This is a genomic window from Comamonas sp. HJ-2, from assembly GCF_053615495.1.
The window spans coordinates 173,447-195,806 of the sequence record NZ_JBSIFD010000003.1 but is presented as its reverse complement, the minus strand read 5'-3'; the positions used below and the strand labels follow the sequence as shown (position 1 = coordinate 195,806).

20 protein-coding genes are annotated in these 22,360 nt (G+C 62.4%); 17 read left to right on the top strand and 3 right to left on the bottom strand.

The window, feature by feature from the left end; all coding sequences use genetic code 11:
- Positions 1-96 precede the first annotated feature (96 nt).
- The 5 genes from ACWGXF_RS04365 to ACWGXF_RS04345 all read left to right on the top strand — a co-directional run bounded on the left by ACWGXF_RS04365 (position 97) and on the right by ACWGXF_RS04345 (position 9,782).
- The gene (locus ACWGXF_RS04365) at positions 97-3,675 is read left to right on the top strand and encodes an indolepyruvate ferredoxin oxidoreductase family protein (RefSeq protein WP_452101700.1); all 3,579 of its coding nucleotides are present in this window, start codon (positions 97-99) and stop codon (positions 3,673-3,675) included.
- A gap of 363 nt (positions 3,676-4,038) precedes the next feature.
- Complete coding sequence (gene yajC, locus ACWGXF_RS04360) at positions 4,039-4,371, top strand: preprotein translocase subunit YajC (protein WP_003066810.1); 333 nt, start codon at positions 4,039-4,041, stop codon at positions 4,369-4,371.
- Between the two features lie 88 nt (positions 4,372-4,459).
- The gene (secD, locus tag ACWGXF_RS04355; RefSeq protein WP_256629260.1) at positions 4,460-6,358 is read left to right on the top strand and encodes a protein translocase subunit SecD; all 1,899 of its coding nucleotides are present in this window, start codon (positions 4,460-4,462) and stop codon (positions 6,356-6,358) included.
- A gap of 11 nt (positions 6,359-6,369) precedes the next feature.
- Entirely contained in the window at positions 6,370-7,326 is a 957-nt protein-coding gene (gene secF, locus ACWGXF_RS04350; RefSeq protein ID WP_003066813.1) for a protein translocase subunit SecF, read from the top strand.
- A 56-nt stretch (positions 7,327-7,382) separates the two neighbouring features.
- On the top strand, positions 7,383-9,782 hold the full coding sequence (locus ACWGXF_RS04345) for a DUF1631 domain-containing protein (protein WP_256629258.1): 2,400 nt from the start codon (positions 7,383-7,385) through the stop codon (positions 9,780-9,782).
- A gap of 105 nt (positions 9,783-9,887) precedes the next feature.
- Here ACWGXF_RS04345 and dprA read toward each other — a convergent pair whose 3' ends face one another.
- Both dprA and ACWGXF_RS04335 read right to left on the bottom strand, forming a co-directional pair.
- On the bottom strand, positions 9,888-11,081 hold the full coding sequence (gene dprA / locus ACWGXF_RS04340; RefSeq protein WP_256629256.1) for a DNA-processing protein DprA: 1,194 nt from the start codon (positions 11,079-11,081) through the stop codon (positions 9,888-9,890).
- Positions 11,082-11,094: 13 nt separating this feature from the next.
- A complete protein-coding gene (locus ACWGXF_RS04335; RefSeq protein WP_256629254.1) occupies positions 11,095-12,282 on the bottom strand; it encodes a LysM peptidoglycan-binding domain-containing protein in 1,188 nt (395 codons plus the stop codon).
- 203 nt (positions 12,283-12,485) lie between these two features.
- On the opposite strand from ACWGXF_RS04335, the gene def reads away from it, so the two are divergent.
- The 8 genes from def to ACWGXF_RS04295 all read left to right on the top strand — a co-directional run bounded on the left by def (position 12,486) and on the right by ACWGXF_RS04295 (position 18,610).
- Complete coding sequence (def, locus tag ACWGXF_RS04330; RefSeq protein ID WP_003072256.1) at positions 12,486-12,998, top strand: peptide deformylase; 513 nt, start codon at positions 12,486-12,488, stop codon at positions 12,996-12,998.
- An 11-nt stretch (positions 12,999-13,009) separates the two neighbouring features.
- A complete protein-coding gene (locus tag ACWGXF_RS04325; RefSeq protein ID WP_012840333.1) occupies positions 13,010-13,507 on the top strand; it encodes a membrane protein in 498 nt (165 codons plus the stop codon).
- A 42-nt stretch (positions 13,508-13,549) separates the two neighbouring features.
- Positions 13,550-14,515, top strand: a complete 966-nt coding sequence (gene fmt / locus ACWGXF_RS04320) for a methionyl-tRNA formyltransferase (protein ID WP_012840332.1) — start codon at positions 13,550-13,552, stop codon at positions 14,513-14,515.
- Positions 14,512-15,282 (top strand): AzlC family ABC transporter permease, encoded by a 771-nt coding sequence (locus ACWGXF_RS04315; protein WP_452101699.1) that lies wholly within the window; start codon positions 14,512-14,514, stop codon positions 15,280-15,282. Before fmt ends, ACWGXF_RS04315 begins: the two co-directional genes overlap by 4 nt.
- Positions 15,279-15,611, top strand: a complete 333-nt coding sequence (locus tag ACWGXF_RS04310; protein WP_003066830.1) for an AzlD domain-containing protein — start codon at positions 15,279-15,281, stop codon at positions 15,609-15,611. Before ACWGXF_RS04315 ends, ACWGXF_RS04310 begins: the two co-directional genes overlap by 4 nt.
- A gap of 222 nt (positions 15,612-15,833) precedes the next feature.
- The gene (locus ACWGXF_RS04305; protein WP_003066833.1) at positions 15,834-17,027 is read left to right on the top strand and encodes a phosphoglycerate kinase; all 1,194 of its coding nucleotides are present in this window, start codon (positions 15,834-15,836) and stop codon (positions 17,025-17,027) included.
- 295 nt (positions 17,028-17,322) lie between these two features.
- Positions 17,323-17,802 carry a Crp/Fnr family transcriptional regulator gene (locus ACWGXF_RS04300; protein WP_012840329.1) on the top strand — a complete coding sequence of 160 codons (480 nt, stop codon included), beginning with the start codon at positions 17,323-17,325 and terminating at the stop codon, positions 17,800-17,802.
- Positions 17,803-17,944: 142 nt separating this feature from the next.
- Positions 17,945-18,610, top strand: coding sequence for a hypothetical protein (locus ACWGXF_RS04295; RefSeq protein ID WP_256629248.1), 666 nt, complete (start codon positions 17,945-17,947; stop codon positions 18,608-18,610).
- A 22-nt stretch (positions 18,611-18,632) separates the two neighbouring features.
- Here ACWGXF_RS04295 and ACWGXF_RS04290 read toward each other — a convergent pair whose 3' ends face one another.
- Positions 18,633-19,190, bottom strand: coding sequence for an adenine phosphoribosyltransferase (locus ACWGXF_RS04290; protein WP_003066840.1), 558 nt, complete (start codon positions 19,188-19,190; stop codon positions 18,633-18,635).
- 111 nt (positions 19,191-19,301) lie between these two features.
- Here ACWGXF_RS04290 and ACWGXF_RS04285 point away from each other — a divergent pair, with 111 nt between their 5' ends.
- The 4 genes from ACWGXF_RS04285 to ACWGXF_RS04270 are packed head-to-tail and all read left to right on the top strand — an operon-like array spanning position 19,302 to position 22,275.
- Positions 19,302-20,303 carry a KpsF/GutQ family sugar-phosphate isomerase gene (locus ACWGXF_RS04285; protein ID WP_003066843.1) on the top strand — a complete coding sequence of 334 codons (1,002 nt, stop codon included), beginning with the start codon at positions 19,302-19,304 and terminating at the stop codon, positions 20,301-20,303.
- Entirely contained in the window at positions 20,303-20,863 is a 561-nt protein-coding gene (locus ACWGXF_RS04280; protein ID WP_034350998.1) for a KdsC family phosphatase, read from the top strand. The genes ACWGXF_RS04285 and ACWGXF_RS04280 overlap by 1 nt, the downstream gene beginning before the upstream one ends.
- On the top strand, positions 20,860-21,480 hold the full coding sequence (lptC, locus tag ACWGXF_RS04275; protein WP_256629246.1) for an LPS export ABC transporter periplasmic protein LptC: 621 nt from the start codon (positions 20,860-20,862) through the stop codon (positions 21,478-21,480). The genes ACWGXF_RS04280 and lptC overlap by 4 nt, the downstream gene beginning before the upstream one ends.
- Positions 21,481-21,483: 3 nt before the next feature.
- Positions 21,484-22,275 carry an SDR family oxidoreductase gene (locus ACWGXF_RS04270; protein WP_003066849.1) on the top strand — a complete coding sequence of 264 codons (792 nt, stop codon included), beginning with the start codon at positions 21,484-21,486 and terminating at the stop codon, positions 22,273-22,275.
- Positions 22,276-22,360 lie beyond the last annotated feature (85 nt).

The window sequence follows — 22,360 nt, the reverse complement described above, 5'->3', positions numbered from 1 at the left end:
TTGCGTTCCGTGCCTCTGGCGCAGGAATGCCCAAAGCAATATGCTGCTCTGGTAGCCAAGAGCTGCCACGGGTGGTCACCCACATGGAGACAAGCCATGAATGCCCCTTTGCCCGATGAAGTCCGTCGCGCCCTGGAGTCTGTGACTCTGGACGACAAATATTCCCTGGCCCGCGGCCGCGCCTTTATGAGCGGCGTGCAGGCCCTGGTCCGGCTGCCCATGCTGCAGCGGCTGCGCGATGCGCAGGCCGGGCTCAACACAGCCGGCTTCATCAGCGGCTATCGCGGCTCGCCCCTGGGCACTTACGACCAGTCCCTGTGGGCGGCCAAAAAGCATATGGAGGCGAATCACATCGTCTTTCAGCCCGGCGTGAACGAAGAACTGGGCGCCACGGCCGTCTGGGGCACGCAGCAGCTCGATCTCTATCCCGAGACCAAGAAGTTCGACGGCGTCTTCGGCATCTGGTATGGCAAGGGTCCGGGCGTGGACCGCTGCTCCGACGTGTTCAAGCACGCCAATATGGCGGGCACGGCCCAGCATGGCGGCGTGATTGCGATTGCGGGCGACGACCACATCAGCAAGTCCTCCACGGCCGCGCACCAGAGCGACCACATCTTCAAGGCCTGCGGCACGCCGGTGTTCTTCCCCAGCAATGTGCAGGACATCCTCGACATGGGCCTGCATGCCTTTGCCATGAGCCGTTTCTCGGGCCTGTGGTCGGGCATGAAGACGATCCAGGAGGTGGTGGAGTCCTCCTCCTCGGTCCTGGTGGACCCGGATCGCGTCAACATCATCCTGCCCGAAGACTTTCAGATGCCGGACGGCGGCCTGCATATCCGCTGGCCTGATCCGCCGCTGGAGCAGGAAGCGCGGCTGATGAACTACAAGTGGTATGCAGCCCTGGCCTATGTGCGCGCCAACAAGCTCAATCACAATGTGATCGAAGGGCCCAACGACCGCTTCGGCATCATCGCCAGCGGCAAGGCCTATAACGATACGCGCCAGGCCATGGCCGATCTGGGGCTGGACGAGGACACCTGCCGCGAGCTGGGTATCAGGCTGCACAAGGTCAACGTGGTCTGGCCGCTGGAGGCCACCATCACGCGCGATTTCGCGCGCGGCCTGCAGGAGATTCTGGTGGTGGAGGAAAAGCGCCAGGTCATCGAATACCAGATCAAGGAAGAGCTCTACAACTGGCGCGACGACGTGCGCCCCAATGTGGTGGGCAAGTTCAGCGACGAGCATGGCGGCGAATGGTCGCTGCCCAACCCCAGCACCGACTGGCTGCTGCGCCCCACAGCCGATCTGACCCCCGCCATCATTGCGCGCGCCATTGCCCAGCGCCTGAAGAAGCTGGGCGTGCCCGAGCATGTGCAAACGCGCATGCAGCAGCGTCTGGCCGTGCTCGACGCCCGCGAAGCGGCGATCAAGGCGGCCAAGGAGGTCTCGACCGGCGACCGCACGCCCTGGTTCTGCAGCGGCTGCCCGCACAACACCTCGACACGCGTGCCCGAAGGCTCGCGCGCCGTGGCCGGCATCGGCTGCCACTATATGACCACCTGGATGCCCGACCGCCGCACCAGCACCTTTACGCAGATGGGCGGCGAGGGCGTGACCTGGGTGGGGCAGGCGCCTTTCACCAAGGAAGCCCATGTCTTCGCCAACCTGGGCGACGGCACCTACTTCCACAGCGGGCTGCTGGCGATCCGCCAGAGCATTGCGGCCGGCACCAACATCACCTACAAGGTGCTCTACAACGACGCCGTGGCCATGACGGGCGGCCAGCGCGTGGGCGAGCGGCCCGAAGGCCATTCGGTGCTGCAGATCATGAACAGCCTGCTCTCCGAAGGCGTGGGCAAGCTGGTCATCGTCACCGACGAGCCCGAGAAATACGATGGCGTGAAGCTGGGCGAGGGCGTGACCGTGCACCATCGCGACGAGCTGGATGCGATCCAGCGCCAGTTCCGCGAGCTCAAGGGCTGCACGGCCATCATCTACGACCAGACCTGCGCTACCGAAAAGCGCCGCCGCCGCAAACGCGGCGTGCTGAGCACGCCCGACAAGACCGTGGTCATCAACGAGCTGGTCTGCGAGGGCTGTGGCGATTGCTCGGTGCAGTCCAACTGCCTCTCGGTCGAGCCCGTGGAGACCGAGTTCGGCCGCAAGCGCCGCATCAACCAGAACAGTTGCAACAAGGACTATTCCTGCGTCAAGGGCTTCTGCCCCAGCTTCGTCACCGTCGAGGGCGGTCAGCTCAAAAAGCCCAAGCAGGAGAAGAAGGGCAGCCTGGAGGCTCTTCCCATTATTCCCGAGCCCGTCCTGCCCGTGGCCGAGCAGGCCTGGGGCATCGTGGTGGCCGGCGTCGGCGGCACGGGCGTGATCACCATCGGTTCGCTGCTGGGCATGGCCGCACACCTGGAAGGCAAGGGCGTGGTCACGCAGGATGCGGCGGGTCTGGCGCAAAAAGGCGGCTCCACCTGGAGCCATATCCAGATCGCCAACCGCGCCGATGCCATCTACACCACCAAGGTGGACATGGCCAAGGCCGATCTGGTCATAGGCTGCGACCCCATCGTGGCGGCCACGCCCACCACCTTGTCCGTGATGCAGCCGGGGCGCACCTATGTGGCGCTCAACAGCCATGCCGCGCCCACGGCCACCTTCGTGGGCAATCCCGACTGGCAGTCGCCTGCCGCACGCTGCGCCACGGCGCTGGCCGAGGCCGTGGGTCATGGTGCCCTGGGCAGCTTCGATGCCGAGAAGGCCTCCACGGCCTTGCTGGGCGACAGCATCTACGCCAACCCCATGATGCTGGGCTACGCCTGGCAAAAAGGCAGGGTGCCGCTCAGCCATGCCTCGCTGATGCGCGCCATGGAGCTCAACGGCGTGCAGGTGGCGCGCAACCAGGAGGCTTTTGAATGGGGCCGCCGCTGCGCCCACGATCTGGAGGCCGTGCGCGCTCTGTATCAGGCATCGCAGGTGATCCAGTTCGTCAAGAAGCCGTCGCTGGAGGAAATGCTGGACAAGCGTGTGGAGTTCCTCACGGCCTACCAGAACGCGGCCGATGCCCAGCAGTACCGCGACTTCGTGGCCAAGGTGCGCGCAGCGGAAGAGCCGCTGGCCCAGGGCACGCGCCTGTCCCAGGCCGTGGCGCGCTATCTGTTCAAGCTCATGGCGTACAAGGACGAGTACGAGGTGGCGCGTCTGCACACCGAGGCGGCCTTCACCCAGAAGATCAGCGAGATGTTCGAGGGCGACTACAAGCTCGTCCATCACCTGGCGCCCCCCGGTTTTGCCAAGAAGGACGAGCAGGGTCATCTGCTCAAAAAATCCTATGGCCCCTGGATGCGCAAGGCCATGGGCTGGCTGGCCGGCATGAAGGGGCTGCGCGGCACGGCGCTCGATCCCTTCGGTCGCACCGAGGAACGCCGCACCGAGCGCGCCCTGATCGTCGAATACCGCCAGTGCATCGAAACCCTGCTGACGGGCTTGACGGCCGACAAGCTGGCACTGGCCGTGGAGATCGCCTCCATCCCCGAGGACATTCGAGGCTACGGTCATGTCAAAGAGCACCATCTGGCGGCCGCGCGCATCAAGTGGCAGACGCTGATGACTCGCTGGAATGGCTCGGCTGCAGCTGCTGTGCCTGCGGTCAAGCTGATGGCAGTGAACTAATTGCGCCGAGGTGCATCACAACAAGGCCGGGGCAACCCGGCCTTTGTATTCATGGCCAGAGGCGCGACGCTGGCTAAACTATCTTATTGATAGCTTCCAGCGCCTGTATTGACTGATATTCAAATATAAAACAGTCAGAAAACAATACATGTAATTCGTAAGTAGCTATGCTTTTTGAAGGCGTTGTTGATGTGGGAAGAGAGGTCCGCATCGCATCAGGGAATGCCTGTGCTGCGCGGCTGCCCATGCCAATCTTGGGTACAAGCCAGCCGAATACAATGTCCCGCTGACCTGGCGAGATCGCGCAAGTGCGTGCCTGCCGGGACCTATTCCTGACAAATTCACTCTTTCGGAGTCTTTTTCGTGTTCATTTCTTCTGCTTTCGCCCAGACCGCTCCTGCCGCCGCTGCTGAAGGCGGCTTCATGGGTTCGCTCACCGGCATGCTGCCTCTGGTGCTGATGTTCGTGGTGCTGTACTTCGTGATGATTCGTCCCCAGATGAAGCGCCAGAAGGAACACCGCTCCATGATCGACGCGCTGGCCAAGGGTGATGAAGTGGCTACCGCCGGCGGCATCATCGGCACCGTGACCCGCATGGCCGAGCAATTCATCTACATCGAAGTGGCATCCGGCGTGGAAGTCCAGATCCAGCGCTCTGCTGTGGTGCAAGTGCTGCCCAAGGGCACAGCCAAGTAAGCCTGTCTGCTGTGGATTTTGAGGGGTACGGCGCTCGACCAGAGTGCGCGTACCCGTTGTGCGTTGCTGTAAAACAAAGAGCGCGATCATGAACCGATACCCGGTCTGGAAGTACGCGATCATCGTGATCGCGCTGCTAGTGGGGGTGCTCTACACCCTGCCCAATTTCTTTGGTGAAGCGCCTGCCGTGCAGGTGTCCTCGGCCAAGTCCACCGTGAAGGTGGACAACGCTGTGCTGCAAAAGGTGGAGTCCGCCTTGAGCGCGGCCAGCGTCAAAGCCACTTCGATGTCGCTGGAAGGCACTTCGGTGCGCGCCCGCTTCGATACGCCCGATGAGCAGCTCAAGGCCAAGGACGTCATCCAGAAGGCCCTGATCTCCGACCCCACCGACCCCTCCTACATCGTGGCGCTGAACCTGGTGTCGCGCTCGCCCGACTGGCTGACTGCCATCGGCGCCAAGCCCATGTATCTGGGCCTGGACCTGCGCGGCGGCGTGCACTTCATGCTGCAGGTGGACATGGCAGCGGCCCTGACCAAGAAGGCCGAGAGCTATGCGGGCGATCTGCGCTCTTCGATGCGCGACAAGAACATCCGTCACGGCGGTGTCAGCCGCGACGGCAACAACGTCACCATCCGCGTGCGCGACGAAGCCACGCTGACGGCGGCGCGCAATCTGATCGCGGACCAGTTCCCCGATCTGGCGGCCACTTCCTCGCCTGACGGCACGGGCTTCAAGCTGGTGGCCTCGATCAAGCCCGAGGCCCTGCGCAAGGTGCAGGAGCAGGCGCTCAAGCAGAACATCGTCACGCTGCACAACCGTATCAACGAACTCGGCGTGGCCGAGCCTGTGATCCAGCAGCAGGGTCTGGACCGCATCGTGGTGCAGCTGCCCGGCGTGCAGGACACGGCCAAGGCCAAGGACATTCTGGGCCGTACCGCCACGCTGGAAGTGCGCATGGTGGACGAGTCCGCCGAAGCGCGTGCTGCCGAGATGGGCTCCGGCCCCGTGCCTTTCGGCTCCGAGAAGTATCTGGACCGCAACGGCCAGAGCATCATCGTGCAAAAGCAGGTGACGCTGACCGGCGAGAACCTGACGGATGCCCAGCCCGGCTTTGACAGCCAGACCCAGGAGCCCACCGTCAACCTGACGCTGGACGCCAAGGGCGCGCGCATCTTCAAGGACGTGACGCGTGAGAACGTGGGCAAGCGCATGGCTATCATCCTGTTCGAAAAGGGCAAGGGCGAGGTGGTCACGGCTCCCGTGATCCGTGGCGAAATCGGCGGCGGCCGCGTGCAGATCTCGGGTCGCATGACTACGGCGGAAGCCAACGACACTTCGCTGCTGCTGCGCGCCGGCTCGCTGGCCGCGCCCATGGAAATCATCGAGGAATACACCATCGGCCCGAGCCTGGGCGCCGACAACATCAACCGCGGTATTCACTCCGTGGTCTGGGGCATGGTGGCGATTGCGGCCTTTATGTGCATGTACTACATGCTGTTCGGCGTGTTCTCCACGATTGCTCTGTCGGTGAACGTGTTGCTGCTGCTGGCCATTCTGTCCATGCTGCAGGCCACGCTGACCCTGCCCGGCATTGCCGCCATGGCGCTGGCGCTGGGCGTGGCCATCGACTCGAACGTGCTGATCAACGAGCGTATTCGTGAAGAGCTGCGTGCCGGTGCTTCGCCTCAGGCGGCCATCCATGCAGGCTACGAGAACGCCTGGCACACCATTCTGGACTCCAACGTGACCACGCTGATCGCCGGTCTGGCCCTGCTGGCCTTCGGTTCGGGCGTGGTGCGCGGCTTTGCCGTGGTGCACTGCATCGGCATTCTGACCAGCATGTTCTCTGCAGTGTTCTTCTCTCGCGGGCTGGTCAACCTCTGGTATGGCGGCAAGAAGAAGCTCAAGAGCGTCTCCATCGGTCAGGTCTGGAAGCCTGAGGGTGAGGGGCACCGTTCCGTGGCCGGTCGCGGCAGCAACAACTAAGGAGGAAGATCATGGAGTTCTTCCGCATCAAAAAAGACATTCCGTTCATGAAGTACGCGTTGGTCTTCAACGCGATTTCCTTCATCACCTTTGCGCTGGCCGTCTTTTTCCTGTTCTCGCGCGGCCTGCATCTGTCCGTGGAGTTCACGGGCGGTACGGTCATGGAAGTGGCCTACACCCAGCCTGCCGATATCGGCAAGGTGCGTGAAACCGTTTCCAAGCTCGGCTATGCCGATGTGATCGTGCAGAATTTCGGTACATCCAAGGATGTGATGATTCGTCTGCCCGTGCAAAAGGGCGTGACGACTGCTCAGCAAAGTGAGCGGGTGATCACTGCACTGAAGGCCGAGGATGCCGAGGTCACGCTGCGCCGCACCGAGTTCGTCGGCCCGCAGGTGGGCGATGAACTGATGCACAACGGCCTGATGGCGCTGGGCATGGTGGTGCTGGGCATCATCATCTATCTGGCCTTTCGCTTCGAGTGGAAGTTCGGCGTGGCGGCCATCATTGCCAACTTGCACGACGTGATCATCATCCTGGGCTTCTTCGCCTTCTTCCAGTGGGAGTTCTCGCTCTCCGTGCTGGCAGGCGTGCTGGCCGTGCTGGGCTACTCGGTCAATGAGTCCGTGGTGATTTTCGACCGTATCCGCGAAGCCTTCCGCAAGTTCCGCAAGCTCAGCACCCACGAGGTGATCGACCACGCCATCACCTCGACCATGAGCCGGACCATCATCACTCACGCCTCGACCGAAGCCATGGTGTTGTCCATGTTCTTCTTCGGCGGCCCCAGCCTGCATTACTTTGCGCTGGCGCTGACGATCGGTATCTTGTTCGGTATCTATTCTTCGGTGTTCGTGGCGGCTGCCATTGCCATGTGGCTGGGCGTCAAGCGCGAAGATCTGGTCAAGGCTCCCGCCAAGTCCGGGTCGCAAGATCCCAATGATCCCAACGCGGGAGCCGTGGTCTGACGCTTTGACCATTGCGGCGGGTGCATAACTGCTTCTGCCGCCATTACACTTACGGAATGGCTCTCTCGCAGTCTTCCTCCACCGCGCCTGCGGCCCCGCAACAGCTGGGCTGGCAGGCGCGCTTGCGTTGGGTCCATGGCATTTGTCAGGGCCTGCCCAAGGTCGCTCGGCAACTGGATGAATTCCTCTCCAACCAGAGCAGTGCCGTCTCCACGGCCAAGGAGATGCAGGAGTGGCGCGAGGCCTGGGTCGGCTTTCAGCAGAACAAGGACGCCTGGTTGCAGGCAGGTGCTCAGGCGCTGCAGCAGGCTGCGCGCAAGCCACCCTCTGGTGGAGCCGAGAGCAATGCTTCGGGCTCGGCTCCGCTGACCTTCGAGCTGCTCAGCGACGATGTCGTCGAAAACAGGATTCTTGCCTCCCGCATGGCCCTGGCCATGGGAGAGACGCTGCAGCCCGGCTTCGAGGCCATGCGCCTGCGCATTCAGGCACTGGAGGGCCATGAGCTGGCTTCCCGGGACATGTTCCGTGCCGAGACCGTCTGCCTGCATCTGGTCGAGCAATGGCTGAGCTGCGGCATGGAGCGCAAGCATTTGCTGCGGGCTGTGGAGCCCCTGCAGAATGCGCTGGCACCGCTGATGGAGTCCGAATACAGCATCCTGCACAAGCTGCTGGATGCCAAGGGCGTCAGCAAGGCCCAGGATGCCCCGCTGCGCGTGCGACGTACCGAGGGTGGCCCGTCCACCGGTGCCATGCATCTGGGCGCCAGCAGTGGCTATGGCAATGCGTCCGATGCGGGTTGGACCAACTCTGCCATGCAGTACATGCCGGCCGGTATGGCTGCCGGTCTGGGCGTCGGGACTGGGATGGCTCCGGGCATTGCCCTGCCGCCAGGCGCCAGCGCCGGCCTGGGCATGCTGGCGCGGGCGCGCCATCGCGCGCTGGATGCCATGAATCAGCTGCGCCAGGTGCTGAGCCAGCCTGCGGTCGGCATTCCAGGACTGATGCCTGGCACGCCTGTCGTTCCCATGCCTCCGGCGTCTGCCGCTCTGGCGCAGGCGCTGCAGGAGCAGCAACAACTGATGGCGGCCGAGCTCCAGGCCCAGTATCCGTCTGCGGCCGGTTCGGCCATGGCCATGCCCGCCATGGACTACAGTCCGGCAGCGATCGGCCAGCTGGTCAATCTGGTGCGCGAGCGCTCGGCCGACTGGAAGCAAAAGGCCGAGACCAAGAGCGAGAAGGCGACCATCGAGGTGGTGGCGCTGATGTTCCAGAGCATTCTTTCGGAAGACCGGCTGCCGCCGTCCATTCGCGTCTGGTTCGCGCGCCTGCAGGTCCCCGTGTTGCGCGTGGCCCTGGCCGAGCCGCAGTTCTTCAGCGACCTCAATCACCCGGCGCGCAAGCTGATCGACCGCATGGGCTCCTGCGTCATGGGTTTTGACGCCAGCAGCATCAACGGCAATGCGCTGGAGACCGAGATCCGCCGCGTGGTTCAGGTGATAGAGCAGTACCCTGAAACCGGGCAGAAGGTCTTTGCGCTGGTGCTGCGCGAGTTCGAGGAATTCCTCACCAGGCACTTTGCCCAGAATCGGTCCACGGCCAAGATCACCAGCGTGGCTCAGCAGGTGGAGCAGAAGGAGACGCTGGCCATCCAGTACACCATAGAGCTGCGCAATATGCTCACCGACATGCCGGTGCGCGAAGAGGTGCGAGACTTTCTCTTCAAGTCCTGGGCCGATGTGCTGGCCATGGCCACCGTGCGCTATGGCGCCAAGGATGCGCGGGCCATGCGCCTCAAGCAGGCGGCCAGCGAGCTGGTCTGGTCGGCCAGCGCCAAGCCCTTGCGTCAGGAGCGCGCGCGTGTCATCCAGGGCTTGCCGACCTTGCTGCAGACCTTGCGTGAAGGACTGGAGCTGGTGAGCGTGACCGGCGATGCACAGTCTGCCGCGATCAAGGTGTTGACCGATACGCTGGCCCAGGCCTTCATGTCCAAGACGGCAGCCATTCCGGCCGAGCGTATCGAGGCCATGGCCAAGCGCCTGGCGGAGCTGGAGAAATACATCAGCGAGGACGGCAAGCTCGACGATATGCCGCTGTCCAGCGAGAGCATAGAGCTGATGCTGGGCGTGGATGCGGGCGATCTGAACGTCATTCCCAACACGGACAGCCCGGTGGAGCCCGCCATGCTGGAGTGGGCCCAGTCGCTGGAAAGCGGTCGCTGGTTCACGCTGGACCACAACGGTGCCCGTGTGCAGGTGCAATATGTCTGGCATAGCCGTCGCAAGCATCTGCATTTGTTCGCCTCGCTGGATGGACACTGTTATCTGCTGCAGGCGCAACGCATGGCGACCTATCTGCAGGCCGGCTTGCTCGCGGTGCATGATGCCGAAGCCCTGACGGTGCGTGCCACGCGCGATGCACTGCAGAAAATTCAGGCGAATCCGGAAAGACTGGCCTAAGCCCCTGAGGTGCTTTGCATCTTTCCCCTTTCTCTACGCGCTGCACCAGGGAAGGGAGCGGCCTTTGCTGGGCGTCGCCTTGTCGGGATATGCCGGTTTGGGGCTTCAGCTTTGCGTAAGTCGCTGGTACAGGCCGCCAGGCAGGCGCGCGACCAGGCCGTCGAGCTCCAGTTCCATCAGCTGCGCCTGCAAATGGGCGGCATCCCAGCCCGTGCGATCGCTCAAGGACTCCAGTGTCATGGGGTCATGGCCCAGCGCCTGCAGCAACGGGTTATCCGGTGTCGATGCCTTGTTTTTGGCAGCTTCCTGCGCTGGTTCGGCTCTGGTCGACGCGAGTTTCAGTCCTTGAAGCTCTTCGAGCACGTTGTCAGCGGTTTCCACCAGCTTGGCGCCCTGGCGTATCAGCGCATGGCAGCCCTTGGCCTGCGGCGCGTGGATGGAGCCGGGGATGGCAAAGACTTCACGCCCCTGCTCGTTGGCCAGGCGGGCCGTGATCAGCGAGCCAGACTGCAGGGCGGCTTCCACGACCAGGGTGCCTTGCGACAGGCCTGAGATGATGCGGTTGCGCTGAGGGAAATGCCGGGGCAGGGGCTCGCTGCCCAGCGGGTATTCGCTGATGACCAGCCCATTGCGCGCAATTTGCTGTGCCAGCTTGGTGTGCGCACGCGGATAGACCTGATCGAGTCCGGTGCCGACGACGGCAATCGTGCGGGGGGGAGGGCCTGAGCGGGCCTGAAGTGCTCCCTCATGGGCAGCTGCATCGATGCCGCGTGCCAGACCTGAGACTATGCACAGCCCTTGCTCGGCCAGTGCCTGAGCCATGCTGCGCGCATTGATGACGCCCTGGGCGGATGGATTGCGGCTGCCCACCATGGCCAGGGTGGCGGGGTAGGGAAACCAGGGCCCGGCAGATGCCAGCAGTGCCGCTGGACCTTGGACAAACAGCAGCAGGGGCGGATCTTCGGTCTGCAGCAGGCAGTCCGGATACTGAGAGTTGCCCAGATGAATCACGGTGTGCAAGATACCCGGCGCGGGGGAGCTCAGCCAGCGGGCCAGTGCGCTGCAATGCTGCTCCCAGTCTGCCGGGAGCTCTGTCAGAGCCTTGATCTGCGCCTGAGTGGCGCATTCCGCCCATGTGGACAGCGGCAGCCGCCAGACCGCGTCTGCACTACCGGCGCTGGCCAGCAGGCGGCGTGCCGTGGTGCGTCCGAGACCCGGTGTCAGCAGCAGGCGCAGCCAGGCCAGAATTTCGGCATCGGGTGAGGCATGGAGCGCATCTTGTGAAGGGGACGACACCATGCTCGCGCTCCATTCAGGGCTGGGGCGACTGCAGGCCATCGCCCACATTCACGCCACGCTGGGCCGTGGTGATGAGCGCGTAGGAAACCCGGTCAAACACCTTGAAGACCATGGCATAGCCATTGGCCTCATCGGGCAGCTTCACCCGGTCACGGCTGGGGCTGGTCTTGTCCACGATGACATTGCCCTTGCTGACGAGTTCCAGCACTGCGCCGATGTCCATGCCGTCCTGGGCTCCCTTGTTGATGGCAATGACCTGATTCTGAGCTGCGTTATAGCCCGCCGAGTCACCATAGATGGAGACCACGGCGGCATCTACCGCATGGCGCGGGGCATGGGGCACATAGCTCAGATACTGCTGCTCGGGCGAGGGCAGCAGACGGTCACCTGCGCGGATTTCATTCTTGGAGCGGATGATGTCCACGGTTCCAGGGGTGGTCTGTACAGGCTGGCCTGGCGTGGATTCAAGCAATGTTTCACTACGCGCCACGGTGGCACTGCCCAGGTACTTGGCTTCGTAGCCAAGGATTTCCCCGGTGATGGGGTCCTTGAGCGGCGTGGCATCGCGGAAGATGCGATAGCTCGCGGGCCGGCCCTTGCCGGTGGTGACCAGCGCGCCACCGGAGTTGCGTACATAGGCGCGATCGCCATTGGCCATGAGCACGCGCTTGTCCTGGGTGGCGATGATGCGCGGGGCTTGTGTAAGTGCCTGGCTGTCCACCACCAGCGGCTCGGCCAGGAAGGGCTCGATCAGATGCGGCGGCAGCGTGGGCAGGGCCAGGTCGTTCAGTGACGATTCACGCGTTTGCGGCGACAGGCGCACTACCCCGGAATCGCCGTTGGGGGCCGTGGTCGATAGACGGGCATAACCGTTGCTGCGCACCAGATACAGCACCTGGCCGGGGTAGATCTGATGAGGGTTGGCGATGCTGGAGAGGTTCATGCCCCAGAGTTCGGGCCAGCGCCAGGGCTGGCGCAGATACATGCCAGAGATGCCCCAGAGCGTGTCGCCGCGCTTGACGGCGTACTGTGTGGGAGCGTTGGGCGCCAGTTCGTTCTCGGGGATGCCTTGCTGAGCGACTTGCTGTGCGGTGGAGCGCTGGGTGGCGGTCACAGGATAGCTTTGGGCGTGGACCGAAGTCAGGGCTGCAAGCAATGTGGCTCCAATGCTCAAGGCGCGTGCAGTGGCAAATGCGGTCATGAAGTTCCTTCTGGCGGGATTCGTTTGCTGCAGCGTCCCTCGCGTCGCCGCACTGTGGCCGATCTTGGCATAGCCAGCCAACAAGTCTTACAAATGTGTCGAAATTCTCGATGCAAGGCCTCGATAGATCAATGTTTATTGAGGACGTGACAAGCGTTTGGCGTCAAATGTTGGGACAATAACGACAGATTTACCGAGACACCATGGCCATTCTTCCCATCCTCTGCTACCCCGATCCCCGTCTTCACAAGGTCGCCAAGCCCGTGGCGCAGGTGGATGAGCGCATCCAGACTCTGGTGAAAGACATGCTCGAGACCATGTATGACGCCCAGGGCATCGGCTTGGCCGCGACACAGATCGATGTGCATGAGCGCGTCATCGTGATCGACGTGTCCGAGAAGCGCAACGAGCCCATGGCCTTGATCAACCCCGAGATTCTCTGGGCCAGCGAGGAAAAGCAGCTGGGTGAGGAAGGCTGCCTGTCCGTGCCCGGCATCTACGACGGCGTGGAGCGCTCCATTGCCGTCAAGGTCAAGGCCCTGGATGAAAACGGCAACAGCCGTGAGATCGACGCCGAAGGCATGCTGGCCATCTGCATCCAGCACGAGATGGATCACCTGCTGGGCAAGGTGTTTGTCGAATACCTCTCGCCGCTGAAGCGCAATCGCATCAAGACCAAGCTGGTCAAAGCCCAGAAGCAGGCCCTGAGGGCCTGATCGGAGTGTCTATGTCCCTGCCTCGCCTGCAAACACTGTTGACTGCCAGTCTGCTGGCATTGGGGCTGGCGGGTTGCATGGTGCCCCAGTGGCAAAAGCCTGGCATGCCTCAGGCCGAGGTGGAAAAAGGCATGGGCAAACCCACTCTGGTCGTGCCTCTGCCCGAGGGCGGCCAGCGCCTGGTCTATAGCCAGCAGCCCGCCGGTCAGCAGGTCTATCACATGGACTTCGATGCCCGGCGCAAGCTGGTGCGTGTGGAGCAGGTGCTGGATACCGCGCATTTTTTCGCGTTGCGCAATGGTGTGGATACCCGTGACGATGTCTACCGCATGTTCGGCCCGCCCGCCAAGGTCGAGAGGGTCTACAGCTTCAAAGGTGACATCTGGACCTACCGTTTTCTGGACAATACCGTTGCTCGGCGTGCCCATGTGCACATAGACCCGCAAGGTGTGGTGCAGAAGGTCATGTTCACCGATGAGAGCATTTACTTCAAAGAGCCGCATCTTTGAACATCTGGCAGCCGGCGGCTGCCTTTTTAATTTGTGAGTCCCATGAAAGTCATTTTTGCCGGCACGCCCGAATTTGCGCGCGTGGCCCTGGAGAGTCTGCTGGCTGCAGGTTTTGAAGTTCCGCTGGTGCTGACCCAGCCGGACCGTCCGGCCGGGCGCGGCATGAAGCTCCAAGCCTCTCCCGTCAAGCAGTGCGCCCTGGAGCATGGCATTGCAGTGGCTCAGCCGCTGAGTCTGCGTCTGGACGGCAAATATCCCGAAGACGCCGCTGCCGCCAAGGCCGCGATCGATGCCGCTCAGGCCGATGTGATGGTGGTTGCGGCCTATGGCCTGATCCTGCCGCAATGGGTGCTTGATACGCCTCGCCTGGGCTGCCTGAACATCCATGCCAGCCTGCTGCCGCGCTGGCGCGGTGCAGCGCCGATTCATCGCGCCATCGAGGCCGGTGACGCCGAAACCGGCGTCACCATCATGCAGATGGATGCCGGCCTGGATACCGGCGATATGTGTGTGATCGAGCGCCTGCCGATAGCCGCAGGCGACACCACGGCCAGCCTGCAGGACAAGCTGGCCGCGTTGGGCGGCCGCCTGATCGTGGAAGCGCTGGAAATGGCGGCCTGCGGAGGTCTCAGTCGCACGCCACAGCCTGCCGATGGAGTGAGCTATGCACACAAGATCGAGAAGGCCGAGAGCCTGATCGACTGGAGCGAAAGCGCCGAAGTCATTGCGCGCCGCCTGCGTGCCTTCAACCCCTTCCCCGGTGGCGCCACCAGCCTGGGCGGCGAGGCCATCAAGGTCTGGGAAGCAGAGGCCCAGCAAGGCAGCGGCGCGCCCGGCTCCGTGCTGTCGGCCGACGCCCGCGGCGTGCGCGTGGCCTGTGGCAGTGGCGTGCTCAATATGACGCTGTTGCAGCGCGCGGGTGGCAAGCGTCTGGCCGCTGGCGATTTTCTGCGCGGTTTCGAGCTGCCCGCAGGCGCGCAACTGGGCGAGGGTGCTGGCGAGGTATGACGGATATGGCGTTCACGCTGGGTCAGCGTGCGAAATCGATAGTCAGGGATCCGTTCTTCTGGGTCGGCTCCAAAGAGATGGGCGGCACCGCCCTGGGCATCGCCGCCTGGGGCCTGGTAACCGGCGTGGCCATGGTCAAAAGCGGTCTGTCCGTTCCCCTGGCGCTGCTCATGGGTTTGACTGTCTATGCGGGCAGTGCCCAGCTGGCCGTGCTGCCGCTGATGGCCGTGGGGGCTCCGCTGTGGGTGGTCTGGTTCACCGCCATTTGCGTGAACCTGCGTTTTGTGATTCTGTCCAGCATGTGGCGCAGCTATTTCGCCAAGCTGAGTCTGCGTCACCGTCTGGCGGTCGCCTATTTCAGCGGCGATGTGATTTTCGTGAACTTCATGCGTCGCTACCCAGAGGCCAGGCCGCAGCCTGAGCAACTGCCCTATTTCTGGGGCGCAGCACTGACCAACTGGCTGGCCTGGCAGATCCCGTCCACGCTGGGCATTTTCCTGGCCGACCAGATTCCTCTGTCCTGGGGGCTGGGCTTTGCCGGCGTGCTGGCGTTGTTGGGCGTGTTGCTGTCCATTCTCAAGGACCGTGCAACCTGGGTGGCCTCCATCGTGGCCTGTACGGCAGCTGTGGCGGCTTTTGCGCTGCCGCTCAAGCTCAATATCCTGGTGGCGATCGCAGCTGCGGTGGCTGCAGGCCTGACGGCCGAGCAACTGCAAAAGCAGGCCAGCCGGCTGCCTGCGGTGAAGAATGAGGAGGACCGGTCATGATGAGCAGTTTCTGGGTCATCGTTGCCTGCATCGGTCTGGCCCTCATCACGCTGATCACGCGTGCTTTCTTCATGATCCCCGAGCGTGAACTGCCGCTGCCCGACTGGCTCAAGCGCGGGCTCAAATACGCACCGCTGGCGGCCCTGGCGGCGGTGATTGCGCCCGAGATCGTGATGAGCAATGGTCAGCTGATCAACAGTCTGGCTGATGCTCGACTGCCTGCGCTGGCCGCTTCGGTGGTGTATTTTTTTTACAAGCGCAGCATTCTTGGCACCATTGCTCTGGGCATGGCGATTTATCTGCCTCTGCATATCGGTCTGGGCTGGTAGCTCCAAGACCAGAGAAAACAGGAGCTGCGTGCTCCTGTTTTCATATGGGCTGTCTATAAAAAGGCTTGAAACCAAGTTACAGAGAGCGCAGGATGCTCCTGTTTTTGAGTCGAGTAAGCGTGTAAAAGCGATGCCTGAAAGTGGCGATCACCCTAGAATGCAGGCAGATTTTGCGTTTTTCAACCTTTGTATGGGCGACTTTCGGAGTCGCTTTTTTGCTGCATGAACATCATCCGCTTCTCCGATCTGTGCGCCCAGGGCAAGGCCCAGGGTCAACGTGTTTTCATCCGTGCCGACCTGAACGTACCCCTGAACGACGCTGGTGAAATCACCGAAGACACGCGTGTGCGCGCTTCCGTGCCTGCGATTGAAATGGCTTTGAAGGCCGGCGCTGCCGTGATGGTCACCAGCCACCTGGGCCGCCCCACCGAAGGTGAATTCAAGCCCGAGGACTCGCTGGCTCCCGTGGCCAAGCGCCTGTCCGAGCTGCTGGGCCGCGATGTGCCCCTGGTCGCCAACTGGGTGGACGGCGTGCAGATTGCCCCCGGCCAGGTCGTGCTGCTGGAGAACTGCCGTGTCAACGTGGGCGAGAAGAAGAACAAGCCCGAGCTGGCCCAGAAGCTGGCCAAGCTCTGCGACATCTTTGTGAACGATGCCTTCGGCACCGCTCACCGTGCCGAAGGCACGACCTACGGCATCGCCGAATACGCCCCCATTGCCTGTGCCGGCCCGCTGCTGTCGGCCGAGATCGACGCGCTGAACAAGGCCCTGGCCGCGCCTGCGCGCCCCCTGGCCGCCATCGTCGCCGGCTCCAAGGTGTCCACCAAGCTGACCATCCTCAAGAGCCTGGCCGACAAGGTGGACCAGCTCATCGTGGGCGGCGGCATTGCCAACACCTTCATGCTGGCTGCCGGTCTGAAGATCGGCAAGAGCCTGGCCGAGCCCGATCTGGTGGCCGATGCCAAGGCCGTGATCGACGCCATGGCTGCCCGTGGTGCCAATGTGCCCGTGCCCACCGATGTGGTCACCGCCAAGACCTTTGCTGCCGACGCTGTGGCCACCGTCAAGAAGGCCTCCGAAGTGGCCGACGACGACATGATTCTGGACATCGGCCCGGAAACCGCAGCCCTGTTGGCCGAGCAGCTCAAAAAGGCCGGCACCATTGTCTGGAACGGCCCCGTGGGCGTGTTCGAGTTCGACCAGTTTGCCAATGGCACCAAGGTCATCGCCCAGGCGATTGCCGAGTCACCCGCCTTCAGCATTGCCGGCGGTGGCGACACCCTGGCCGCCATTGCCAAGTACGGCATTGAAAAGGACGTGGGCTACATCTCCACCGGCGGCGGTGCCTTCCTGGAAGTTCTGGAGGGCAAGAAGCTGCCCGCCTTCGAGATTCTGGAAAAGCGCGCCCATGGCTGATTTCCTTGAGAAATGGCGCTAACCCAACTGGGAAGAGCGATGTAAGCTATCAAAAAAGGATCGAATCATCGATCCTTTTTTGCTTTGACGCGAATGAAGATGCAGACACTCTGGGGAAGTAAAAGCAACTCCGCACCGCAAGTGATTGGCGGGACTGTCAGAGTCGCTTAGCATTCAGCCTGCGTTGATGGTGAGCCATGGCGCGCTATGAATTTCTTTTACCCTGAGCGGCCGGGATGCGTATCCGGATTTGTCCACCGGATGGCATGCGGCGTTCGCGTTCCATCCACTGCTTATGTTCGCTTCAACACCTCAGGATTTGTCGGCGCTGATCCAGGCGATGACGACCTCGGTTGCCACCGATACCGCTCAAAACGTGCTCAGTGCCGCTCAATGGGAGCTGTTGGCGCCGTATCTGCAGCCGATCAATCTGGCGGCCAGCGAGGTGTTGTTTGCCGAAGGGGCGCTGGATCGCAATCTGTATCTGGTGGAGTACGGCTCGCTGAGCGTGCATTACCAGGATGCGAAGGAAAGAATCCGCCTGGCTTTGGTGGGGCCGGGGGCGATTGTGGGGGAAGGAGCCTTCTTCGCCCATAGACCACGCAAGGCCACGGTGCAGGCCGCAGCGCCCAGCCGTCTATGGTGTCTGACAGCGCTGCGTTATTCCGAAATTGCCAACCGTCAGCCTGCTCTGGCCCTGGCGCTGCTGACCATGGCAGGTCAGGTACTGGCCCGCCGCGCAGGGGACAGTCGTCGCCGGGTGGCCAGCACCTGAGTGAAGATTTTTTGTGTTTCGACCGGGCTGGGCGCTTGATCCACGTCGGACAAAGGCTAATATTTCGGTAAATGTCACGAGCTGCTCCAGACCCGGAGGCAGAATGTGTCTCGTTGTAAATCCTGCTTGTTCGAGTGTGCTCATGTCCCTGTTCCGATGGTTTTCTCGCGGGCCTCGCCGAGAAGGTAGCACGCAAGCACCGCGCCACGAGGATGATGCAGTAGCGCGTCAGTCGCAGCGCCGTGAGCGCTCCGCCAGACGCGAGCAGCTGTACGTCATCGTGCGCGAAGCCATGGTCAGGGTCGGCATTCTTTCGGCCGGCTACAAGTTCAAGGTGCTCTCGCTGGACAGCGTCGGCCAGCGCTTTGTCGTGATGGTGGATCTGGCTCCTGCATACGCTGCGGATGCTCCGCAGCAAAGGCGTATCGAGACATTGATTGCCGAGCTCGCCAGAACCCGCATGGATGCTGGGGTTCACGCTGTTTACTGGCGCGTGAACGGGCAGCTTCAAAGCGCTGCTAGCCCTGATTTTGCGCAGACGCAGTTTGACGGGGCCGTACCCCCGATGAAGGCGCCACGCCATGCTCCGGTTGCGGCACATTCAGGCCGCTCTTTCGAGCCCATTGACGCGCAGGAAATGGATGCGTTCAAGCAGGCGGTGGCCATGGCTGCTGCATCGCCTGCGAGTGTTCGCCCATCACGCCAGGCGCCATTGCTGGGTCCTGGCTCTGGCCATGAGGAAGGCGGCGAATTTGCCGTCTCCGGACTGGGCTCTCTGGGCACGACGCAGTACGGAGAGCTGCGCTGATCCTGGGCTGGTGCGGGGCTGCTCAGTGCCCGGCAAAGTCAACCAGAGTGAACAGGGGCAGGCCGCTGTCCTTGAGGTGCTTGGAGCCGCCCAGTTCCGGCAGATCCACAATCGCTGCGCCTTCCACCACGGTCGCCCCCAGCTTTTCCAGCAGCTTCTTGCCGGCCATCATGGTGCCGCCGGTGGCGATCAAATCGTCGATCAGCAACACACGGTCGCCGGACTTGACGGCATCGGTGTGCAGCTCCACGGTAGCGCTACCGTATTCGAGCTCATAGGTTTCCTCCACCGTGGTGAAGGGCAGTTTGCCTTTTTTGCGGATGGGCACAAAGCCGACGTTGAGCTCGTGGGCGATCACGGCACCCAGAATAAATCCGCGTGCATCCAGGCCGGCAACCACGTCGGGGCGCAGCTTGGGGTCCATGTAACGGTGAACAAAGGCGTCGGTCATGATGCGAAAGACCTTGGGGTCCTGCAGCAGGGGCGTGATGTCACGGAATTGCACGCCCGGCGCAGGCCAGTCCGGCACGGTGCGGATATGGTCACGCAGATAGTCGTTGACGCTGGTGGAAGTTTGCATGTGTCCGCCTGAGTTCTTGAATGCTCGCCAGTGTATGGGCTCGGGCTTGAAATGCGGGCCAAAGGGGTGTTGCCCGCTGCCCGGCAAGCATGGGCTGGCTAAAATCCGGGCATGAATTCTGATGCTGCCAATTCGCGTCTGATCGACGCACCGCGAGCTTTGAACCTGGCCCGCGAGGCCCTGGATATAGAGGCCGCTGCCTTGCGTGCGATGTCGGTGCGCCTCAATGGCGCATTCACGGCGGTGGTTCAGCGCATTCTGCAGCTGCCGGGCCGTGTGGTGGTCATGGGCATGGGCAAAAGCGGGCATGTGGGCCGGAAGGTGGCCGCGACGCTCGCGTCCACAGGGACTCCCTCCTTTTTCGTGCACCCCGCAGAAGCCAGTCATGGCGACCTGGGCATGCTGACACAGGATGATCTGGTGCTGGCCCTGTCCAATAGCGGCGAGACCGATGAGCTGACGGGCGTGTTGCCTGCCATCAAGCGCATGGGCGTGCCCCTGGTGGCCGTGACCGGCGGTCTGCAATCGACACTGGCCAAGCATGCAGACTGGGTGCTGGACACCCATGTCGACAAGGAAGCTTGTCCCTTGAACCTGGCACCCACTGCCAGCACCACGGCTCAGCTGGCCATGGGAGATGCGCTGGCCGTGGCCTTGCTCGATGCCCGGGGCTTTGGTGCCGAGGATTTTGCGCGCTCACACCCCGGAGGAGCATTGGGGCGACGCCTGCTGACCCATGTGCGCGATGTGATGCGCCGTGGTGTCGATGTGCCCCAGGTTGCCCAGGATGTGAGCAGCGTGGACCTGATGCGCGAAATGAGTGCCAAGGGCCTGGGCTGCTCCGCCGTGGTCAACGCATCCGGTGAGCTGGTGGGGATCTTTACCGATGGTGATTTGCGCCGCTGTGTGGAAGCTGGCGTGGATCTGCGCAGCCGCACGGCGCAGGACGTCATGCATGCCAGGCCTCTGACGATCAAGCCCGATCTGCTGGCGGTGGCTGCGGCACGCATGATGGAAGAGCATGGCATTACCGCAGTGCTGGTGGCCGATGACAACCAGCGCCTGCAGGGTGTGGTGCATATTCGCGATCTGATGCGTGCCAAGGTGATTTGATGAACCGACCTGCTCTGACACCCCGCCAGCAATGGGACCCACAGTTGCTGCTCAAGGCCCAGGGAATTCGTGTGGCCTTCTTTGATGTGGATGGCGTGCTGACCGATGGCGGCCTTTACTTCTCGGGCGAGGGTGAGGTCCTCAAGCGCTTCCATACGCTGGATGGTCATGGCCTGAAAATGTTGCAGAAGGCCGGCATCACGCCGGCCGTGGTGACGGGGCGGGACTCCGCGCCGCTGCGTTTGCGCTTGAAGCAACTGGGCATTGAACATGCGCGCTTTGGCACGGAGGACAAAGTGCCGGCTGCCGAGTCCATCCTGGCTGAACTGGGTCTGCAATGGCCGCAGGCCGCCGCCATGGGGGACGACTGGCCCGATCTTCCCGTCATGCGTCGCAGCCACTTTTCCTGCGCACCCGCCAATGCCCATGACGAGGCATCGCATGTGGCGGATTGGGTCAGTGCCAAGAATGGCGGAGAGGGGGCGGTGCGGCAGTTCTGCGATCTGCTGCTGGCCGCCAATGGTGCTTATGCGGCGCTGCTTTCGGGGTATGGCTCATGAGCGGGCAATGGCGCCGTGTGGGCGACAAGGCCTCGATGTACCTCCCCGTGCTCATCATGGGCCTGCTGGCGCTGGGCACCTGGTGGCTGGTGCGCAATGCTCCCAAGCCGATTGTCAGTGGCGCGGAGAAGGCCGTGCGGCACGACCCGGACTATTTCCTCAAAGACTTCGTCATCAAGAATTTCGAAGCATCGGGTCGCCTCAAAAATCGACTGAATGGCACGACAGGTGAGCACTTTCCCGATACCGATACGCTGGAAGTCTACGACGCACGCATGCTGAGCTTCACGCCTGATGGACGCAAGACCGTGGGCAGCTCCAACCGGGCATTGAGCAATGGCGACGGCTCGGAAATCCAGATGTTCGGCCAGGCCGTCATTCAGCGCGAGCCGGTGCCTGCAACTGCAACCCAGAAGGCCTTGCCTGCCATGCGGCTGGAGAGCGAGTTCCTGCAAATCTGGCCCAATGACGAGCGCGTCAGCACCAACAAAGCTGTGGTCATGACCCGTGGCAACGACAGATTTACCGGTGACAGCATGCAGTACGCGCACCTTGATCAGATTCTGCAGATGCAGGGGCGGGTCAAGGGCGTCATCCAGCCCAGCCAGAAGCCGTAAATCATGGCAGGGCATGGGGCCGGACTCGTCTATATCACCGGTGCCTCCAGCGGCATTGGGCAGGCCCTGGCCTGGTACTACTATCAGCGTGGCTGGTCGATCGCACTGGTGGCAAGACGCACCGTGCTCATGGAGCAATGGGCGCAGTCCATGCGAATGGATGCATCCCGCTACGCCGTTTATGGTGCGGACGTCACGAACATAGCAAGTGCTTGCAGTGCTGCGAATGCCTGTCTTGAGCGCCAGGGCCTGCCTGATGTTGTTATTGCCAACGCGGGTGTCAGCTGGGGTGTGGATACCTCCTTGCGCGAGGATCTTGAGGTCATGCAGCAGGTGCTGGCCAGCAACACCATGGGGCTGGCTGCAAGCTTCCAGCCGTTTATTGCACCCATGGTGCGACGCGGCTCCGGGCGTCTGGTGGGTATTTGCAGTGTGGCTGGTATTCGCGGCCTGCCCGGCCATGCCGCATATTCGGCCAGTAAAGCGGCAGCCATTGCTTACTGTGAGAGTCTGCGTGTTGAGTTGCAGAAATCCGGGGTCTCTGTGACCAGTTTATTGCCTGGCTATGTGGACACTCCGTTGACGAAAAATAATCCGTATTCCATGCCTTTTCTGCTCTCGCCCGAGGAGTTCGCAAGGCGTGCCTTTCGGGTTATAGAGCGCAAAGCCAGATATGCGATTATTCCCTGGCAGATGAGGATTGTCGGCGGCGTAATGCGGGTGCTGCCCGCTTATCTTTGGGATAGATTGACTCTGGGGAAAACCAGAAAGCCCAGGCATCTAAAAAAGGATTGAGTGGAAGACATTGGGAAATGACTATGCATTTGAATGTCTTCAAAAATAAATAAAGGCACGCTATCGTGCCTTTATTGCTGAGCTG

Coding starts and splice junctions, on each gene's coding strand:
- secD (WP_256629260.1), top strand. CDS start 4,460: ATGAACCGATACCCGGTCTGGAAGTACGCGATCATCGTGATCGCGCTG.
- ACWGXF_RS04300 (WP_012840329.1), top strand. CDS start 17,323: ATGTTCGCTTCAACACCTCAGGATTTGTCGGCGCTGATCCAGGCGATG.
- ACWGXF_RS04290 (WP_003066840.1), bottom strand. CDS start 19,190: ATGCAAACTTCCACCAGCGTCAACGACTATCTGCGTGACCATATCCGC.
- dprA (WP_256629256.1), bottom strand. CDS start 11,081: ATGGTGTCGTCCCCTTCACAAGATGCGCTCCATGCCTCACCCGATGCC.
- ACWGXF_RS04345 (WP_256629258.1), top strand. CDS start 7,383: ATGGCTCTCTCGCAGTCTTCCTCCACCGCGCCTGCGGCCCCGCAACAG.
- ACWGXF_RS04335 (WP_256629254.1), bottom strand. CDS start 12,282: ATGACCGCATTTGCCACTGCACGCGCCTTGAGCATTGGAGCCACATTG.
- ACWGXF_RS04365 (WP_452101700.1), top strand. CDS start 97: ATGAATGCCCCTTTGCCCGATGAAGTCCGTCGCGCCCTGGAGTCTGTG.
- def (WP_003072256.1), top strand. CDS start 12,486: ATGGCCATTCTTCCCATCCTCTGCTACCCCGATCCCCGTCTTCACAAG.
- ACWGXF_RS04305 (WP_003066833.1), top strand. CDS start 15,834: ATGAACATCATCCGCTTCTCCGATCTGTGCGCCCAGGGCAAGGCCCAG.
- fmt (WP_012840332.1), top strand. CDS start 13,550: ATGAAAGTCATTTTTGCCGGCACGCCCGAATTTGCGCGCGTGGCCCTG.
- lptC (WP_256629246.1), top strand. CDS start 20,860: ATGAGCGGGCAATGGCGCCGTGTGGGCGACAAGGCCTCGATGTACCTC.
- secF (WP_003066813.1), top strand. CDS start 6,370: ATGGAGTTCTTCCGCATCAAAAAAGACATTCCGTTCATGAAGTACGCG.
- ACWGXF_RS04325 (WP_012840333.1), top strand. CDS start 13,010: ATGTCCCTGCCTCGCCTGCAAACACTGTTGACTGCCAGTCTGCTGGCA.
- ACWGXF_RS04280 (WP_034350998.1), top strand. CDS start 20,303: ATGAACCGACCTGCTCTGACACCCCGCCAGCAATGGGACCCACAGTTG.
- ACWGXF_RS04295 (WP_256629248.1), top strand. CDS start 17,945: ATGTCCCTGTTCCGATGGTTTTCTCGCGGGCCTCGCCGAGAAGGTAGC.
- ACWGXF_RS04270 (WP_003066849.1), top strand. CDS start 21,484: ATGGCAGGGCATGGGGCCGGACTCGTCTATATCACCGGTGCCTCCAGC.
- ACWGXF_RS04315 (WP_452101699.1), top strand. CDS start 14,512: ATGACGGATATGGCGTTCACGCTGGGTCAGCGTGCGAAATCGATAGTC.
- ACWGXF_RS04310 (WP_003066830.1), top strand. CDS start 15,279: ATGATGAGCAGTTTCTGGGTCATCGTTGCCTGCATCGGTCTGGCCCTC.
- ACWGXF_RS04285 (WP_003066843.1), top strand. CDS start 19,302: ATGAATTCTGATGCTGCCAATTCGCGTCTGATCGACGCACCGCGAGCT.